General features: G+C 39.2%; 15 protein-coding genes. All 15 read right to left on the bottom strand.

The window, feature by feature from the left end; genetic code table 11:
* Window positions 1-75: 75 nt before the first annotated feature.
* The 15 genes from ymfI to dapG all read right to left on the bottom strand — a co-directional run bounded on the left by ymfI (window position 76) and on the right by dapG (window position 17,486).
* Window positions 76-795: an elongation factor P 5-aminopentanone reductase gene (gene ymfI, locus QNI29_RS10310; protein WP_231416406.1), complete on the bottom strand. Its 720-nt coding sequence runs from the start codon at window positions 793-795 to the stop codon at window positions 76-78.
* A 12-nt stretch (window positions 796-807) separates the two neighbouring features.
* A complete protein-coding gene (gene yfmH / locus QNI29_RS10305) occupies window positions 808-2,097 on the bottom strand; it encodes an EF-P 5-aminopentanol modification-associated protein YfmH (protein ID WP_231416405.1) in 1,290 nt (429 codons plus the stop codon).
* Window positions 2,097-3,383, bottom strand: a complete 1,287-nt coding sequence (gene yfmF, locus QNI29_RS10300; RefSeq protein WP_231416404.1) for an EF-P 5-aminopentanol modification-associated protein YfmF — start codon at window positions 3,381-3,383, stop codon at window positions 2,097-2,099. The genes yfmH and yfmF overlap by 1 nt, the downstream gene beginning before the upstream one ends.
* A gap of 187 nt (window positions 3,384-3,570) precedes the next feature.
* Window positions 3,571-5,154, bottom strand: coding sequence for a sodium:solute symporter family protein (locus QNI29_RS10295; protein ID WP_231416403.1), 1,584 nt, complete (start codon window positions 5,152-5,154; stop codon window positions 3,571-3,573).
* A gap of 2 nt (window positions 5,155-5,156) precedes the next feature.
* On the bottom strand, window positions 5,157-5,258 hold the full coding sequence (locus QNI29_RS21130) for a symporter small accessory protein (protein ID WP_354665941.1): 102 nt from the start codon (window positions 5,256-5,258) through the stop codon (window positions 5,157-5,159).
* A gap of 410 nt (window positions 5,259-5,668) precedes the next feature.
* Window positions 5,669-6,625 carry an ABC transporter permease gene (locus tag QNI29_RS10290; RefSeq protein WP_231416402.1) on the bottom strand — a complete coding sequence of 319 codons (957 nt, stop codon included), beginning with the start codon at window positions 6,623-6,625 and terminating at the stop codon, window positions 5,669-5,671.
* The gene (locus QNI29_RS10285; protein ID WP_231416401.1) at window positions 6,626-7,672 is read right to left on the bottom strand and encodes an ABC transporter permease; all 1,047 of its coding nucleotides are present in this window, start codon (window positions 7,670-7,672) and stop codon (window positions 6,626-6,628) included.
* A complete protein-coding gene (locus QNI29_RS10280) occupies window positions 7,672-9,201 on the bottom strand; it encodes an ABC transporter ATP-binding protein (RefSeq protein ID WP_231416400.1) in 1,530 nt (509 codons plus the stop codon). The genes QNI29_RS10285 and QNI29_RS10280 overlap by 1 nt, the downstream gene beginning before the upstream one ends.
* Window positions 9,202-9,420: 219 nt before the next feature.
* Window positions 9,421-10,578, bottom strand: a complete 1,158-nt coding sequence (locus QNI29_RS10275; protein WP_231416399.1) for a BMP family lipoprotein — start codon at window positions 10,576-10,578, stop codon at window positions 9,421-9,423.
* 105 nt (window positions 10,579-10,683) lie between these two features.
* The gene (locus tag QNI29_RS10270; RefSeq protein WP_231416398.1) at window positions 10,684-11,409 is read right to left on the bottom strand and encodes a GntR family transcriptional regulator; all 726 of its coding nucleotides are present in this window, start codon (window positions 11,407-11,409) and stop codon (window positions 10,684-10,686) included.
* 250 nt (window positions 11,410-11,659) lie between these two features.
* Complete coding sequence (locus QNI29_RS10265; protein ID WP_231417559.1) at window positions 11,660-13,984, bottom strand: DNA translocase FtsK; 2,325 nt, start codon at window positions 13,982-13,984, stop codon at window positions 11,660-11,662.
* Between the two features lie 199 nt (window positions 13,985-14,183).
* Window positions 14,184-14,405, bottom strand: a complete 222-nt coding sequence (locus tag QNI29_RS10260; protein WP_231416397.1) for a YlzJ-like family protein — start codon at window positions 14,403-14,405, stop codon at window positions 14,184-14,186.
* On the bottom strand, window positions 14,402-15,151 hold the full coding sequence (locus tag QNI29_RS10255) for a ClpP family protease (protein WP_370635420.1): 750 nt from the start codon (window positions 15,149-15,151) through the stop codon (window positions 14,402-14,404). Before QNI29_RS10255 ends, QNI29_RS10260 begins: the two co-directional genes overlap by 4 nt.
* Window positions 15,152-15,368: 217 nt before the next feature.
* The gene (gene dapA, locus QNI29_RS10250) at window positions 15,369-16,244 is read right to left on the bottom strand and encodes a 4-hydroxy-tetrahydrodipicolinate synthase (protein WP_231416396.1); all 876 of its coding nucleotides are present in this window, start codon (window positions 16,242-16,244) and stop codon (window positions 15,369-15,371) included.
* A 21-nt stretch (window positions 16,245-16,265) separates the two neighbouring features.
* The gene (gene dapG / locus QNI29_RS10245) at window positions 16,266-17,486 is read right to left on the bottom strand and encodes an aspartate kinase (protein ID WP_231416395.1); all 1,221 of its coding nucleotides are present in this window, start codon (window positions 17,484-17,486) and stop codon (window positions 16,266-16,268) included.
* Window positions 17,487-17,551 lie beyond the last annotated feature (65 nt).

Below are 17,551 nucleotides of genomic sequence, written 5' to 3'. Positions count from 1 at the left end.
CTCCTTCATATGACTCGTTCTTACATTGTTATCATTTGTGATGAAGGAAAGAATTATTCATCTGCTTAGCGAAAATCAACCATTCCAAGCGCCATTCACATTTATTATTTCTCCTTGGATATAAGAAGCGCCTGAACCAACTAAAAAATGAACGGTATTTGCTATATCTCCGGGTTCACCAAGTCTACCTAACGGGATATCTTCTTCTATATCAATCAATTCCTCATCTGAGAGCTGATTATTCATGCTTGTACGAATAAAACCTGGTCTTATCCCATTTACGTGTACGCCTGATCTCCCAACTTCTTTAGCGAGGGATTTCACGAAGCTATCTTGAGCACCCTTTACGGAAGAATAAACAACCTCACAGCTCGCTCCTACTTCTCCCCATATAGAAGAGATCAAAATAATGTGTCCGCTTCTTTTTTTAATCATATCAGGAAGTAGTTTTTGGGAAATTAACCAGGGTGACTTCACATGAATCGCTAATACATCATTCATTTCATTAACTGTTACATCTTGGAAGAGCTTAACAAGACTCGTTCCGCTCGCAACTACAAGAGCATCTACTGAAAAAGCAATTTGATCAAGCATATTTAAAACCGAAGCTTCTTGACGCAGGTCTCCTTGGACTGTCTGCAAAACGGACCCATCAGGAAGATTCTTGCATAATTGGTCAATGGCTTCATGATTGGTTTGATAATGCAAAATAAGACCGTAGCCGGACCCGGCAAGCTTTTTAGCAATAGCTTGCCCGATCCCTCCACTAGCCCCAAGTATGAAACATGTTTTCATAATGCATTCCTTTTATGAATCAGAAGAACGTACTTCACAAACAGCGATACGGTCTTCTGAAATCCAGTTTTGAATATGGTCTTCAACATCTTTCTTTGTTAGCTTTTCAATTTCAGGTAGTACCTGGAAGAGGTCGATACCTAAGTGACGGTATTGCACAAAAGTTGTAGCAATAAATTCCAAAGAGTTCATAGAACGTAAGAACTGTCCAATTCGTTTCTTCTTCATACGTTCAAATTCTTCATCAGTTAGTTCTCTTTCTTTAAGTTCATGAAGCATTTCTTTCACTCGTTTTTGGAATTCTTCAGGTTGACGAGTGTTCCCGCCTAAAATCGTGAAACCAAACGTTTTATGAAGATGAGTTTCAAATGAGAAGCTATCATCCACTAGATCTTCCTTGTATAGCTTCTCAAAGTATTCACCGCTTTTAGAGAAGAAATGATCTAACACCATACTTTTTATCATATCCGTTTGGAGGAACGTGTCTTTTGTTAGACTGGATGTATCTTCTTTAACACCAACTAAACATTTCGATACAGACACAGGCATTTCAATGACTTTATGTTTTTCAGCTACTTCATTCGGTTCCTCAGGATAGGAACGCTTAATTTCTTCTTGTGGAGCAAACGATTTTGCATTTTGGTTTTTTTCAATCTGCTCCATCATGCTTTCAGGATCAAAATTACCAGCTAAGAAAAACGTCATATTCGAGGGATGATAAAACGTTTCATAACATGTATAAAGGTCTTCTTTCGTGATTTCCTGAATGGAATCAACTGTTCCTGCTATATCGATCTTTACAGGATGGTTCTCAAATAAACTCTGGATTGTACCGAAGAACGACCTCCAGTCAGGCTGATCATCATACATACGAATTTCTTGAGCAATGATTCCTTTTTCTTTTTCAACGGATTCATCCGAGAAATAAGGATCCTGCACAAAATCAAGAAGCGTTTGTACGTTTTCTTCTATTTGACTTGTTGCCGAGAATAAGTATGCCGTGCTTGTGAATGATGTGAACGCATTTGGAGAGGCACCTTGTTTTGTGAAATCCTGAAATACATCACGATCTTCTTTTTCAAAAAGTTTGTGTTCCAAAAAGTGAGCGATCCCTTCTGGAACTGTAACCTGCTCATCCTTACCAAGTGGTGTAAACGTTTGGTCAATGGAGCCATATTCGGTTGTAAAAACTGCAAATGTTTTTGCCATTTCTCGTTTAGGTAATAAATAGACTTCTAAGCCGTTATCAAGCTTTTTGGAATAAAGTGTTTCTTGTATTTGTTCATAGTGTGTTTTTTTCATTATTCATTTCCCCCTTCTTCTTTCGTTAAGAAGTAGACGGTATCTAACGCTACTTTCTTTGCCACTTGTAATACATCTTCATGAGTCACACGCTCAACATTTTGTATAATATCCTCAGGGGTTACAGAGGCTCCTGATAACACTTGATGATACATTAATTCAATGAGCCCATGTTGATTGTCCATTGTCTCACGTAGTTGATTAATTACCAGTTTCTTCGTTTCTTGAACGTCTTCTTCAGAAAACTCGCCTGCTTTCATAGCTTCCATCTGTTTTTCAATAATGTCCTTTGCTTGGTCATAGTCGTTTGGATCAATTCCAGAAAAGACAAGAAGGAGCCCTTTGTGACTTTCAAAGCGTGAAGCGGCATAATAAGCCAGGCTATGTTTTTCGCGTACGTTCATAAACAATTTCGAAGACGGAAACCCGCCAAATATTCCATTAAAAACTTGCAAAGCATAGTAGTCCTCATCCCCATACCGTATGGAGGTACGATAACCAAGGTGAAGTTTTCCTTGTTGAATATTTTGATGTTCAATGATTTCTTTAACTTCAGATGGGGCGGCTTGTTGCGTCGTTCCATTTTTCGAACGTTCCGGGTTGTTAGAACGTTTAATGGTAGCACTAACAAGTTGCTTAACATCCTCAGGGTTTAAATTTCCTTGTACATAGATATCCATATCATCTGACTCAAGCATTTCTTTATAGTAAGCATAAAGATTCTCGGCATTAATGTCTTTAAGGTCTTCCTCATACCCATGAACATGGAATCGATATGGTTCTTCTTTACACATTTCGTCAATTAGACGTGTGTTGGCATAACTCATTTTATCGTCTTTCAACGACTTGAGCTTTTGGGTAAGCGTTTGTTTCTCACGATTAACAATGGTAGAATCAAGCTCTTTCCCATCTACTTTAGGATGAAAAATCATTTCATTCATAAGATCAAGCCCTTGCTTTAGCAAAGATTCATCTGCTGAAAGCATTTCATCATTTGGGATTTCCATTCGAAACGTCATAACGTGGTCCTCCCCTTTTTTAGAAGAATCCACACTTAATACAGCGCCATATAAGCTATCTAAAGCCGTGCGAAAAGCCCGAGCAGAAGGGTAGTTGCTTGTCGCCTGTTGGAGTACATACGGCAACAACGCCCTCTTTGTTATTCCCTCTCGATTGAGCGGGGCTTTTAATTTAACTGCAATTGTATTTGTTTTATATTTCTTCGTAGGGATCATGTGTAACTGGTATCCCTCTTGTTTAAATACATGTTCTTCAATGTTTGACATCGGACTTCCTCCTTCTTGAGTCACACTTGTTATGGTTAGCTTATCTTAATGTATGAAAAACTATCCAATAGTTTAAGTATTCTTTGATTGTAACGTGTTTTCATTTAGAATGCGAATAATGAGAAATGTGGATCACACGCAAAAACACCGCCCCTATTCTTAACTAAGAAAAGAGCGGTGTAGTCAATTACTTTACAATCGATTTCATCTCAGTATCAGCTTTTAAATCCTTATCCCTGTCTAATAAACTTACAGTTACAAAAACAATCGCCGACAAAGGTAATGAATACATCAAGGGGTCAATATGTGTCCATGGGAATGCCAGCAATGCATCTTTCCCAAATATAGCACTTGATAACCCAATCACCCCTGACTCTTTCACATGAAGAAACAAAAACCCTAATATACTGACTGAGAATCCTGTTATTATACTAAAAATAGCCCCGTTCTTAGAAGCCTTTTTCCAAAATAATGCCCCCATTAGAGTAGGGAGGAAACCAGCTGCACATATTCCAAACCAAAATGCCGTCGCTCTCGCAATGACACCTCCAGGTAATACATACGCCAGACCAATTGCAGCCAACATTCCAATCACTACTCCGATCCGCGTCATGCTGTGCCCATTTTTCCCTCTCTTAACACCGAGTGTTTTCATAATATCTTCACCAAAAGCAGAAGCTTGTAAGTGCACCAATGAACTAATAGTGGAGATCGTTGCTGACAATAAGGTCAACGTAAATAAATAGATAAACCACTCTGGCATTAGACTATTAATAAACTTTGGAATAACTAAATCAGAATTCCCTCCTGCTGCTGCAATGGAGAGTTGCCCTGTGGTTTCAACAAAATAAACATTACTCAATGGCCCAATGATAAATGCAGCACCCGTCATGAAGAAGATGAATAACCCTCCAATTAAAACAGATCGATATAAAGCTCTGTCATCTTTAACTGTCATACATCGCATCATTAACTGAGGCTGTGCTAAAACACCGATCCCTACACCCATAATAATGGTACTTACAAGCGTCCACCAAAGAGGGCTTCCTAAAACCGGCATACTCGTCCAACCTTGGTGCCCGCCAGCACTCAGTGAATCCGGGACCATATCTTTCAAAGCTGTTAAGGCTGCATGGCCATCAACGACACCACCAACAGACTGATAAGTAACAACTAGAAGAATCACCATTCCAACTAGCATAATCACAGCTCCAAATGCATCCGTGTACATCACAGCTTTAATACCACCGCTAATAACATATAAAGCAATAATTGCAGCCAAAATAAAAAGGGATAAGTTAAAATTCAGCGATAAAGATTCCTGTAGGAAACGTCCCCCTCCAATTAATACAATACTCGTATAAGCCGGCATAAAGATGAAGATCATAGCACCGGAAAAAACGGTAATAAATTTTGAATTAAACCGCTTACCCAATAAGGACGGAAAGGTAGAAGCGTCGAGTTCGAGGGATAATCTCCTAATACGAGTGCCAAACACAGCAAACGCAACAAATATCCCTAACACAATGTTTAAAAATGCTAACCATAGAAGGCCCATACCAAAAACAGAGCCTACTCCACCAAATCCTACTAAGGCAGACGTACTAATAAATGTAGCCCCATAAGAAAGAGCCATAACGATAGGGTTGATGTTTCTTCCACCCAGTAAATAATCTGATTCTGTTACCGTCTTTTTATAACCATAGTAAGCCAATCCCGACATTACACCAATATAAGCAATGCAAAGAGGGATTAAAATAGACATATTCATTCCTAATTCCCTCCTTTATTCCACATTAATGCTCCATAAATGACACATCCAACCGTAGACAGTACTGTCAAAACCCAAATAACAGCAATTGAAACACTCTCCATACCTAACAAAGATTTCCCCTCCCCTAAAAGAAAACGCTTACAAAAGATCTCAATCCTTCTCTTACGCAAACGTCTTCTGCCTTATTATTTTTCTGAATATTCACATATTAATGTACCATGTCCAGTTAGCCTTTAAAAATACTTTATACGTCTTATAACCATATGTAATAGGTATACGACTAAAGGAGGATTTAGCTGTATGAACTCTTTTTCATTATTTCTTACATCTTTTCGGAGTTACTACTAAGTTTTTATACGATATCTTTATAGATGCGAATCTCTCATTAACTTTTAAATTCGTTATTTTGATATTAATAAGACTGGCACATCTTAACCCAAAAAAGCACCCTAAAGATCTTGATCTTTAGGGTGCTTGACTGCTAGTTCTTATTACTAAACTTTTTGAAATTTTATCGACTACCTTTAATATAAGGAGTTCCGATTGCTTTAGGCGCTTCTGCCCGCCCAATAAATCCAGCTAAGGCAAGAATCGTTAAAACGTAAGGTGCTATTAATAGGAAAACAGACGGAATACTTTCTAATAAAGGAATTCCAGCTGCCACATCGCTTAAGCTTTGAGCGAAACCAAAGAAGAACGCCGCTCCCATTGCGCCTAAAGGATGCCACTTTCCAAAGATCATAGCCGCAAGTGCCATAAATCCTTGCCCGCTAATCGTAGCCCCGGAGAAGTTACCTGTAATCGTCAAAGCGAAGACTCCCCCACCAAGACCAGCGAAAACTCCAGATAAGATGACGCCAATATAACGTGTACGGTACACGTTAATTCCGTTGGTGTCTGCTGCCATAGGGTGTTCCCCTACTGAACGAAGACGAAGTCCAAATGGCGTTTTAAAAATCACGAACCACACTACAAACGCAAGAATAACTGCAAGGTATGAGGTAATATGGTGAGTGAAAAACATTTCTCCTATAATAGGGATATCACTTAAAAGAGGAATGTCTTGTGTATAAATGGGCTGCGAAACTTGACCCGTTTGACCTGCTCCGTAAAGTTCTTGAACTAAGAATAAAGAAACTCCAAGAGCTAGGAAATTAATAGCTACGCCACTAACGACCTGGTCTGCCCTAAATGAAACGGAGGCAACGGCATGAATAATCGCGAAGAGCCCTGACACAATAGCTGCTAATAAAAGGGAGACATAAGGTGTTAAACTACCAAGCGTATCAGCCAACATTAAGTTGCTGACAATAGCCGTGAAAGCACCCATCACCATCAAGCCCTCTAAACCAATATTAACCACGCCTGCACGTTCACTAAATACCCCGCCTAGGGCTGTTAAAATAAGAGGAGCAGCGTAAAAGATCGTAACAGGAATAATCGCTAGTAAAATATCTATGATATTCATTTATTTTTCCTCCCTTTTAACACGTGTTAACGCCCAGCGAATAATATAGCCTGATGCTACAAAGAAAATAATTAGTGCAACAATAATATCAACTAACTCTTTCGGTATATTGGCAACAAGGGGCATGCTTCCAGCTCCATTTTTCAATGTCCCAAATAAGAAAGCTCCAAACACAGACCCTAGAGCTGTGTTACCACCTAAGAGCGCTACGGCAATTCCATCAAATCCGATATTTGTAAAACTTGATTGGACAAACATATTTCCATATGTACCAAGACCTTGCATGGCTCCGGCCACCCCAGCAAATGAACCAGAAATTAAGAAAGAATACACAATATTACGATTCACATTCATACCGGCATAATTAGAAGCATTCTGGTTAAACCCTACGGAACGTAGTTCATATCCTTTAGTGGTTTTTTCTAATATAAACCACATCACAAAAGCAAGTAATAAAGCAATAACTGCCCCCCAATGGAGACGAGAACCTGTTAAATCATAAAACAGCTGTGAAGATAACGATGCTGAATCCGCTACTCGGTCCGTACTATCCAAACGATCAGTTAACACATTACGTATTAATGCGTTACATGTATATAAAGCGATATAGTTCATCATAATCGAAACGATTACTTCATGAACGCCAAAACGTGCTTTTAAAAATCCAGGAACAAATCCCCATAACGCACCAGCTACCGCCGCTGCTAATATGGCAAGAGGAAGATGGATAATCATAGGAGCTTCAAAGGAAATACCAACCCAAACAGAAGCTAACCATCCTACAAATACCTGACCTTCTACACCGATATTAAACAATCCAGTTCTAAAAGCAAACGCAACTGCTATTCCCGATAATATTAAAGGGGCAACCTTTACAATGGTTTCGCCAGTAAAATAGGAATTCCCAAAAGCACCTTCGTATAGGGCGGAATATCCATCTATAGGATTATAGCCGAAGCATAGCATAATGATAGCACCAGCTAATAACCCAAGAATGACTGAAATAATCGGGATTAAAACATTAATAAATCTCTGGTTTGAGAGCATTAGCTTTCACCTGCTTTCTCTTCTACTTGACTACCTGCCATTAATAACCCTAACTCTTGTTCTGTCGTTTCTTCAGGACGAACATTAGCTACGATTTGCCCATCAAACATAATGGCTATTCGATCACTTACATTCATAATCTCTTCTAGTTCAAAGGATAAAAGCAAGACGGCCTTGCCTTTGTCCCGCTCCTCAATCAACTTCTTATGAATGAATTCAATCGCCCCAACATCTAAACCACGAGTCGGTTGTGCAGCAATTAATAAGTCCGGGGAACGGTCCACTTCCCGTCCAATAATAGCTTTTTGCTGATTACCACCAGACAATGCTCTTGCAGGGGTGTGTTCACTCGGTGTACGGACGTCGTATTCTTTAATTAATTTATTTGCTTGTTTATAAATCTCTTTATAATTTAAAATTCCCATAGAAGAGTAGGGTTTTTGATAATAGTTTTGTAGAACCATGTTTTCTCCAATTGGAAAATCAAGTACAAGACCAAACTTATGACGGTCTTGAGGGATATGCGCTACCCCAGATTCTGTTACTTTTCTAGGTTTAAAATGAGTTATGTCTTCATTATTTAATAGAATAGAACCTGATTCTACCTTTCTAAGACCAGCTATCGCTTCAATAAGTTCACTTTGACCGTTACCATCTACCCCAGCTATACCAACGATTTCTCCTGCTTTAACGTCAAGCTGTAATCCTTTTACCATCTCAGCACCACGTGAATCTTTAACTCTAAGATCGGAAATCTTGAGTACATCTCCTTCAGGATGAGCAGGAGTCTTTTCTGTACTAAAGCTAACTTCCCGACCAACCATTAATGATGCAAGTTCTGTTGTAGACGTTTCGCTAACATCGACAGTGCCAATACCTTGACCCTTACGAATAACCGTACATCGATCACATACTTCCATGATTTCTTTTAGTTTGTGTGTAATTAGAATAATAGATTTCCCTTCTTGAATAAGGGTTTTCATAATTTCTATTAATTCATGAATTTCCTGAGGTGTTAAGACCGCTGTTGGCTCGTCTAATATAAGGATATCAGCCCCGCGATAAAGGGTTTTCAAGATCTCCACACGTTGCTGCATTCCAACAGAGATATCTTTAATTTTAGCTGTTGGATCAACTTTCAACCCATAACGTTCTGAAATTTCTTGTACTTCTGCCTCAGCCTTCTTTATGTCTACAGTTCCTGATTTTTTCGGTTCAGAACCTAAAATGATATTTTCTGTAACGCTAAAAGTATCAACAAGCATAAAGTGCTGGTGCACCATTCCAATCCCTAAGTCGTTAGCAATGTTAGGATTCGTGATCTTAACCGGCTTGCCATTAACTCGAATTTCACCTTTTTCAGGTTGATATAACCCAAAAAGAACGTTCATTAAAGTAGATTTTCCTGCACCATTTTCACCCAAGAGTGCATGGATTTCTCCTTTTTTAACTTGAAGATTAATATTATCATTCGCTACAATCCCTGGAAATTCTTTTCGAATGTTTAACATTTCAATAACATAGTCCACTTTATTCACTCCCCCACTTCCATTAGAAAACACGATATCCTTAAATGAATATCGACCCTCTCCTCATGTTCGTCCTAAAACAAACATGTGATTAAAATCAGCAAATGAAAAGGGCCGGTCATCGGATGTCCTTTTCATTTGATGACTTTTTATTAAACGAGGTACAAAAGAGGCTGACTTTCGTAAAAAGATCAGCCTCTTTCGACCCATTCTTATTTCTTACAAGTTGTTTACGTAAGTTTCAAGTTCGTCACGATCTTTTGGAACTTCTACTTCGCCACTTGTAATTTTATCTTTCCATTCTTTAACAGCTTCTTTGATCTCATCAGTGTACGCTTCTTCGTTTGTTTCAGCAACGCTTACTGCGTCATCACTAAGACCATAAGCAATTTGTTCGCCACCAGGGAATTCACCATTCATAGCTTGTTTCGCAACGTCCGCTACAGCGATGTCCACACGTTTGATCATAGATGTAAACGTTACGTTATTGTCGCCAACTTGACCTTCTTCATACTGGTCACGGTCAACACCAATTACCCAAACATCTTCATCTGGATTACTTTGTTTGATGTCTTTAGCCTGGTTAAATACTCCAACACCTGTACCACCAGAAGCGTGGTAGATGACGTCGATTCCACTGTTATACATGTTACTAGCAATTGATTTACCTTTTGCTGGTTGATCAAATCCACCTGCATATTGTACTTCTACTTCGATATCAGGGTTAACGGATTTTGCACCGGCTACGAAGCCTGCTTCGAACTTATTAATAAGGAAACCATCTACTCCACCAACAAACCCAATTTTATCTGTTTTTGTTTTCTTAGCAGCCGCAACACCTACTAGGAATGAACCTTGGTGTTCTTTAAACGTGATGCTTGCAACGTTTGGCTGTTCAACAACATCGTCCACGATAGAAAAATGAGTGTCTGGATTTTGTTTAGCTACATTTTCAATATCATCATGTAACTTATAACCAATTCCATAAACTAAGTTATATCCTTGTTGTACAAGACGATTTAAGTTTGGAGAATAATCAGTTGCTTCATTAGATTGTAAGTATGTGTACTCTTTTCCTTCTTCAAAGTTGTTATCTTCTCCGAACTGCTTAAGACCTTCCCATGCTGATTGGTTAAACGACTTATCGTCTACTCCACCAACATCTGTAACCATAGCAACTGTGAAATCACTATTTCCACCAGATGCATCTTCTGAGGAATCTCCGCCAGAATCAGTGTCTGTCTCTTCTGTATCCTCATTATCAGAACCGCTGTCTGAATCTGTTGAAGCATCATCATCTGAACCACACGCAGCTAACATCATGCCAAGCGCCATTAATAGCGCTAATAATAAAATACGACTTTGTTTCAAATTCATTACCCCCTACGAATTTAAAAAGATTAATAGAATACCAATTATCAAACAAAACGTTTCCCCTTCGGACTCACCACCTCCTTAAATAATCACCCTAAATGTAAGCCCTTACACTCTTTTTCGCAAAACGTGGAATCCAAACGTGTCGGCCCGGAAGTAATTACTCGAATACAATACAGGCTCATCTTCCGTTGTATAATGCATTTGCTTTAACAATAAGAGTGGTTGATCTGGCTCACAATTTAATATTGTAGAGATTCGTTCCTGGTATCCTACTGGTTCAATGAAGGTTACAGCATAACTCACAACTTTTTCACTATACTCTTCCAAAAGCTGAAACATAGAATCTTCTTTATGGACATGTTCTAAAGGAATCAGCCCTTTTGGAATTTTGTCGACACAGTAGACTACCGGTTCTCCGTCGGCTGTTCTGACTCGTTCGACTTTTGCGAATGTTTCGACATGAAAAGGATAAAATTTTTTAACGTCCTCTTCGGTCGCTTCTAACATCTCAGTTGATAAGTACTGACTTCCGGGTTTCATGCCGCCTCTTTCAATCATTTCTGTTACACTAAATAATTCTTCTATACCAGATGAGAAGATTGGTTTAGCGTTAACAAATGTTCCAACTCCGTGACGTCTTGTTACAATGTTCTCTTCCTCTAGTATGCGAAGAGCCTCACGTAATGTCGCCCTGGATACACCTAATAACTTCGATAACTGGAATTCAGAGGGGAGTTTTTCCCTTTCTTTGTATCTCCCATTATCAATATCTTTCTTAATCTGATCGATGACTTGTAAATATAAATGGCGTGTATCTGTTCTTATACTCATATGTAGTTCACTCCAAGCGTTTCCTCTTTTAAGAGATCTGACATCTGACGTTCGACTCATCATATTCGAGATTAATATAACACTTTTATGAGCATAAATAAATAGAATTCTACTATTTTTATCAAAATGTCCTCTTTTCTGACAAAACTAAATATTCAGTTAACGATTGATCACACTGGCATACAAGAGGGTAAACGCTTTCTAGATGCTGTATGACATAAAAAAAAGAAAGACACAATAGTGTCTTTCTTTAAGAAGATATTTCCTCTGAAGATTGTGATACAAGAACCTCTCTCGGTTTACTTCCCTCATATGGTCCTACAATACGCCGATCTTCCATAGCATCAATTAATCTTGCTGCACGAGTATAACCTATTCGGAACCTTCGTTGTAACATAGACACACTTGCGCTTTGCATTTCTAACACTAAAGCTACAGCATCCTCATATAAATCATCATCCACTTCTTGCTTTACTTCACTTTCTTCTTCAGGAATCATTTCTTCCTCATATTGTGCTTTTTGCTGTTCGACACAATGTTCCACAATCCTTTCTACTTCTTCATCAGAAAGGAAAGCCCCTTGAACACGAGTCGGTTTTGAAGAACCAACAGGAATAAATAACATATCTCCCCGGCCGAGTAACTTTTCCGCCCCGCCTGAATCTAAAATAGTACGAGAATCCGTTTGTGAAGATACACTGAACGCAATCCGAGAAGGGATATTTGCTTTTATGACACCTGTAATGACATCTACAGAAGGGCGCTGCGTGGCGATAATTAAATGAATGCCAGCAGCACGAGCCATTTGCGCTAAGCGTGTTATCGCATCTTCCACTTCGTTTGATGCAACCATCATTAAGTCTGCCAGTTCATCTACAAGTACTACAATATAAGGCAGCTGAGGTTGGGTTTCTTCACTTTCAGCGTTATGTTTTCGAATGTGTTCATTGTAACCTTCTATATTTCTTGTCCCGGTATCTGAGAACAATTCATATCTTCTTTCCATTTCTGACACAACTTTTTTAAGTGCACGTGAAGCTTTCTTAGGGTCCGTAACAACAGGAGCTAACAAATGCGGTATTCCATTATATACATTCAGCTCTACTTTTTTCGGATCAATCATCATCATTTTTACTTCATGAGGTTTAGCTCTCATTAAAATACTAGTAATAATTCCGTTTATACACACACTCTTACCACTTCCTGTAGCACCCGCTACTAATAAGTGTGGCATTTTGTTTAATTCAGAAACTATAGCATCACCTGAGATATCTCGCCCTAGGCCAAATAATAGTTTAGAATCTGATTGGTGTTGCTGAGGCTCTAACACCTCTCTTAAACTTACCATAGCTACTTCTTGGTTTGGCACTTCAATACCTACGGCAGATTTCCCCGGTATCGGGGCTTCAATACGAATATCCTTCGCTGCAAGAGCCAAAGCAAGATCATCATGTAAGTTCACAATCTTACTTACTTTTACTCCTACATCAGGATAGACTTCATATTTTGTTACTGATGGCCCTACATGAACTTTGGTTACTTTTGCTTTAACACCAAAACTGTGAAAAGTTTGTTCTAATTTTTTTACTGTAGCTTGAATTTTAGAACGTTCTTGTTGTTGCGTATTTTTTGTGGGTTCAGCTAATAAATTCAAAGATGGCAATTGGTAATCAACGTTTTCCACCTCTGTAAGGGGTAATGATTCAGCTAACCCCTCCTCTTCCGATTTGATGTCTTGAGGACTTTCTTTTGCAGGTTTCTTCTCTTGTGGTTCTTCTTGTTTATAAGCGTTATCCGTAAAGTCCTGAATAATAGGCGAGGAGGTACTTTCTTCTTGTTCAGGAGGTTGAGAAGAAGTTTGTTTACCCTCATTTCCATATTCAATTGGAGCTTCTTCTTTCTCTTCGTCTTGCTTATCTTTTTGGCGCTTTTCTTTATATTGTTCTCTTTGGTCCTTAACAGAAGTCCATTGGTTATTCATGAAGCTTTTCCCTTTATCGAGTGCACTTTTCAACAGATCGCCAAGAGAAATTTCTGTTAAAAAGAGCACCCCAACGATCATGGCAAAGACAGAAACAATCTTTGCACCCGTCGGAGCAAATAAGTAATAGGTAAAAGCAAACAAACTCCCACCAATTAAACCTCCCCCCAATTGTGAAGAGGAAACCTTTCCTTGAATGTAAGCCTGGAAATGGTTCCAGGTAACTTTCAGGATAGACGGTTCAACATTATCCTTCATTACCGCTTCAAAAGTCTGTACATGAGTTAATAATAATATCGCAGCAAACAAAATGTAAAAGCCTACAAAGCGTTTATGTATAAACATAGGCCATTTACGCTGCACCATTAAGTAAATTCCCACTACAAATAAGAATAAAGAGACGATAAAATACCATATACCAAAAAAGAATTGAAATAAGTGCTCTAAACTATTTGGAATAGCGCCACCTGATATAGCACTAGCTCCACTACCAAAAACGGATAAGAATATAAATAAAAGCCCAATGAGCTCAAATTTAACCTGATCTTTTACTTGTGTTTTCTGTTGTTTTTTCTTTTGACGTTTCTTCGCCATTTTTTCACCATCTTTCAAACTAAGGATCTTTAGATATACAATGTCCTTCTTAGCTACAATACTATTTCTCATAAGAGAACAAGAAATCCTGCAACAGCACTCGTTACAGGATTTCTGTTCCAAAGAATGCCTCCTATGGATAAGCAATCCTTCAGTCTATATTATAGCATAAACAATAGCGAACAAATATACCCGTTCCTTAGGACAATAGACCATTTGTAAGGATAGTACCTGGCACATATTGTTGATCGAGGTAATCTTGTGGATCTGTAGATAATAACTGAACTAGTTGATAGGATCCATCATCGAGTTGCTCGACTCTGCACATTTTCCCATTAACTGTCATCGTCATGTGCTTCTCATAACTCATGGCATCATCCTCAATGATGTCGTAATCACTTAGCGGGGTGTAGTGAATCATTGAATCACCTGCTCATCTTGCTTCTTCTTTTCTGATATTAGTTCATTTAGTTTTTTCATGGCGTGGCTAACTCCGCCTACAGCATCAATTAATCCACATTCTACAGCATCGTCACCAATAACGTTCGTCCCAATATCTCTTGTTAGATTGCCTTTAGCAAACATTAAATCCTTGAACTTTTCTTCTGTCACATTGGAGTGATGAGTGACGAAGTTAATCACTCGTTCCTGCATCTTGTCTAAGTATTCAAACGTCTGAGGTACTCCAATGACAAGACCCGTTAAACGTATAGGATGGATCGTCATTGTGGCTGTTTCCGCTATAAACGAGTAGTTTGTGGCAACTGCAATTGGAACGCCTATTGAATGTCCTCCACCTAGTACAATAGAAACAGATGGTTTAGATAAAGAAGCAATCATCTCCGATATAGCAAGACCCGCTTCTACGTCGCCTCCCACTGTATTTAAAAGAACAATAACTCCTTCAATTTTAGGATTTTGTTCAATCGCAATAATTTGCGGTATTAGGTGCTCGTATTTCGTTGTTTTATTCTTAGGAGGAAGCTGCACATGTCCCTCTACCTGACCAATAATAGGTAAAATGTGTATATTTGAATCCGGCGCCGTTGGTACATTCGACTGACCTAGCTGCTGAATTTTCTGCATCAAAGAGGATTGTGAATTTTGATTCTGGTCCTGTTCTTGATCTTGGTCTTGCCCCTTTTTAGGTGTATCTTCATTTCCCATAATAAATCGCTCCTTTCATGATTATTCCTAGTATGAGCGAATGGAAAAAGAAGCATGCACGCTTTAATGAGAACAAAATGATAAAAGTTTTATCAAGTGGATATTCAAACGTGGTTATTTAGATAACTTTTTACTTCGTGTGATGATTCAAGATTGGATTCCTCTCGTTTAGTTAAAAAAGCTCCCTGACTCTAGGCCAGGGAGCTTTTGTCTATTATTATTTTTGGAAAGGTGCTAGCGCTTCTGATAAGCGATTACGCTCCTCTGCTGTGAGAGGAATAAGCGGAAGGCGAACGCCCCCTACATCTAACCCTTTCATTTGAAGTGCTGTCTTTACAGGTGTTGGCGATGGCGCCATAAAGCATGCATTCATGACCGGTAATAGCTGCTGGTGAAGCGCTGCTGCTTTCACAGAGTCACCTTCACGCAGTTCATGAATCATTTCTTGCATTTCGTTTCCAACAACATGGGCAGAAACGGATACAATTCCATTTGCACCGATCGCGACAGAAGGAAGCGTTAAGCTATCTTCACCACTGTAGACACTAAAATCGTCGCTTGTTTTAGAAATCAACTCTGTCATCGCATCTAAGTCACCACTTGCGTCTTTAACAGATACAATGTTGTCGACTGTCGATAGGCGTACGATGGTGTCTACATCCATATTCACAACAGAACGCCCAGGAATATTATAAAGCATTACAGGAAGGGAGGTTTCTTTAGCGATTGAGCTAAAGTGTTGGTAAAGACCTTCCTGGCTAGGTTTGTTGTAATAAGGGGCTACTAGCATAATTCCATCTACGCCCGTTTGTTCTGCTTTTTTCGTTAACTCTATAGAAGCGTGTGTATTGTTGCTACCAGTACCCGCAATGACTGGAACACGATGGTCTACCACGCTTACAACATGTTTACATAGTGCAATTTTTTCTTCTGCCGTTAGTGTGGGTGATTCGCCTGTTGTCCCGGCGATTACAAGACCATCAGAGCCATTATCGATTAAGTAGTTGACGAGCTGCGTTGTTTTCTCAAGATCTAGGTTGCCACGATTGTCAAAAGGAGTCACCATGGCTGTCATAATGTTTCCAAAGTTCATAAACGAATGCTCCTTTCTTAATTATTCGTTTAATTGTAGTTCAAATGTTTTATGAAGAGCATTAACCGCTTCTTTTAGGTCCTCCTCTTTTACAAGGACCCATATGGTAGTATGACTATCTGCTGATTGTAAAATTTGAACACCGGCTGTTGTAAGGGTGTGAACAATTCTTGCAGCAATACCTGGTACCCCTGTAATGCCTGCACCTACTGTAGAAACTTTGGCACAGTTGTGGGTAATTTCAGGCTCATACCCTAATGCTTCTAATATTTCTCTAGCTTTGGTCGTATAAACATCCGGTATGGTGTAAACGACACCTTTTGGAGAAATATTAATAAAGTCTACAGATATTCCTGCTTCAGCCATTGATTTAAAGACCTCTGACTGAAGTTGGTATGGCTCATCTTTAGCAAATACTTTAATTTGTGCAATACCAGACAGATGTGCAATCCCTGTTACAGGACGATCAGGAATGTCCTTACCTCTTCCATCATGTCTCGATTGCGTTACAAGAGTCCCAAATTCATCTGAATAGGTAGAGCGAACTCGAATTGGTACTTTCGCTTGCATAGCAATTTCGACTGCCCTTGGGTGTATAACTTTAGCTCCTTGATAAGCCAAATTTACAATCTCGTTATAAGTCATGACCTTTAAAGGTCTTGCTGTCTCCACAATTCTTGGATCCGCTGTCATAATCCCTTCTACATCCGTAAAGATATCAATATATTCAGCTTCAAGAGCCGCTCCAAGAGCTGCAGCGGATGTATCGCTCCCTCCCCGGCCAATCGTTGTAATATCACCTGATTCCGTTTGTCCCTGGAATCCTGCCACCACAACGACATCAGAGTATTGAAGCTCTTGGGTAATACGCTCAGGGTTCATTGCACGGATTTTTGCTTCGGTAAAGTCATTGCTCGTAACAAAACCAGCCTGAGCTCCGGTTAAAGCAACGGAACTAACGCCAACATTTTGCAACTCATTCGAGAATACGACTGAAGAGATGACTTCCCCGCAAGAAGTCAATAAGTCTTGTTCTCGTTTTGAAGAACGAGTATGAGGAAAATCGATCAGTTCTAAAAGACTGTCTGTTGCATAAGGATCGCCTTTACGTCCCATCGCAGATACAACAACGACTACTTTATAACCTTCTGCCCGAGCCTTTTGAACATGGGCAATCGCTTTTTCACGACTCTGTTCATCCTTTACCGAAGTGCCTCCAAATTTTTGAACTAAAATCTTCATACGGACACCTCTAATTTACTAATTCTTGTTGTACCACCTTTTATGGCTTCATAAAGCGATATAAA

Origin of the sequence: Pontibacillus chungwhensis (assembly GCF_030166655.1) — a bacterium.
Lineage (GTDB): Bacteria > Bacillota > Bacilli > Bacillales > BH030062 > Pontibacillus.
The sequence above is the reverse complement of the archived record's forward strand: the minus strand, read 5'-3'. Positions and strand labels throughout refer to the sequence as shown.

Coding starts and splice junctions, on each gene's coding strand:
- ymfI (WP_231416406.1), bottom strand. CDS start 795: ATGAAAACATGTTTCATACTTGGGGCTAGTGGAGGGATCGGGCAAGCT.
- QNI29_RS10255 (WP_370635420.1), bottom strand. CDS start 15,151: ATGGGAAATGAAGATACACCTAAAAAGGGGCAAGACCAAGATCAAGAA.
- QNI29_RS21130 (WP_354665941.1), bottom strand. CDS start 5,258: ATGGAGAGTGTTTCAATTGCTGTTATTTGGGTTTTGACAGTACTGTCT.
- QNI29_RS10265 (WP_231417559.1), bottom strand. CDS start 13,984: ATGGCGAAGAAACGTCAAAAGAAAAAACAACAGAAAACACAAGTAAAA.
- QNI29_RS10260 (WP_231416397.1), bottom strand. CDS start 14,405: ATGATTCACTACACCCCGCTAAGTGATTACGACATCATTGAGGATGAT.
- QNI29_RS10290 (WP_231416402.1), bottom strand. CDS start 6,625: ATGAATATCATAGATATTTTACTAGCGATTATTCCTGTTACGATCTTT.
- yfmF (WP_231416404.1), bottom strand. CDS start 3,383: ATGTCAAACATTGAAGAACATGTATTTAAACAAGAGGGATACCAGTTA.
- dapA (WP_231416396.1), bottom strand. CDS start 16,244: ATGAACTTTGGAAACATTATGACAGCCATGGTGACTCCTTTTGACAAT.
- dapG (WP_231416395.1), bottom strand. CDS start 17,486: ATGAAGATTTTAGTTCAAAAATTTGGAGGCACTTCGGTAAAGGATGAA.
- QNI29_RS10275 (WP_231416399.1), bottom strand. CDS start 10,578: ATGAATTTGAAACAAAGTCGTATTTTATTATTAGCGCTATTAATGGCG.
- QNI29_RS10270 (WP_231416398.1), bottom strand. CDS start 11,409: ATGAGTATAAGAACAGATACACGCCATTTATATTTACAAGTCATCGAT.
- QNI29_RS10285 (WP_231416401.1), bottom strand. CDS start 7,672: ATGCTCTCAAACCAGAGATTTATTAATGTTTTAATCCCGATTATTTCA.
- QNI29_RS10295 (WP_231416403.1), bottom strand. CDS start 5,154: ATGAATATGTCTATTTTAATCCCTCTTTGCATTGCTTATATTGGTGTA.
- yfmH (WP_231416405.1), bottom strand. CDS start 2,097: ATGAAAAAAACACACTATGAACAAATACAAGAAACACTTTATTCCAAA.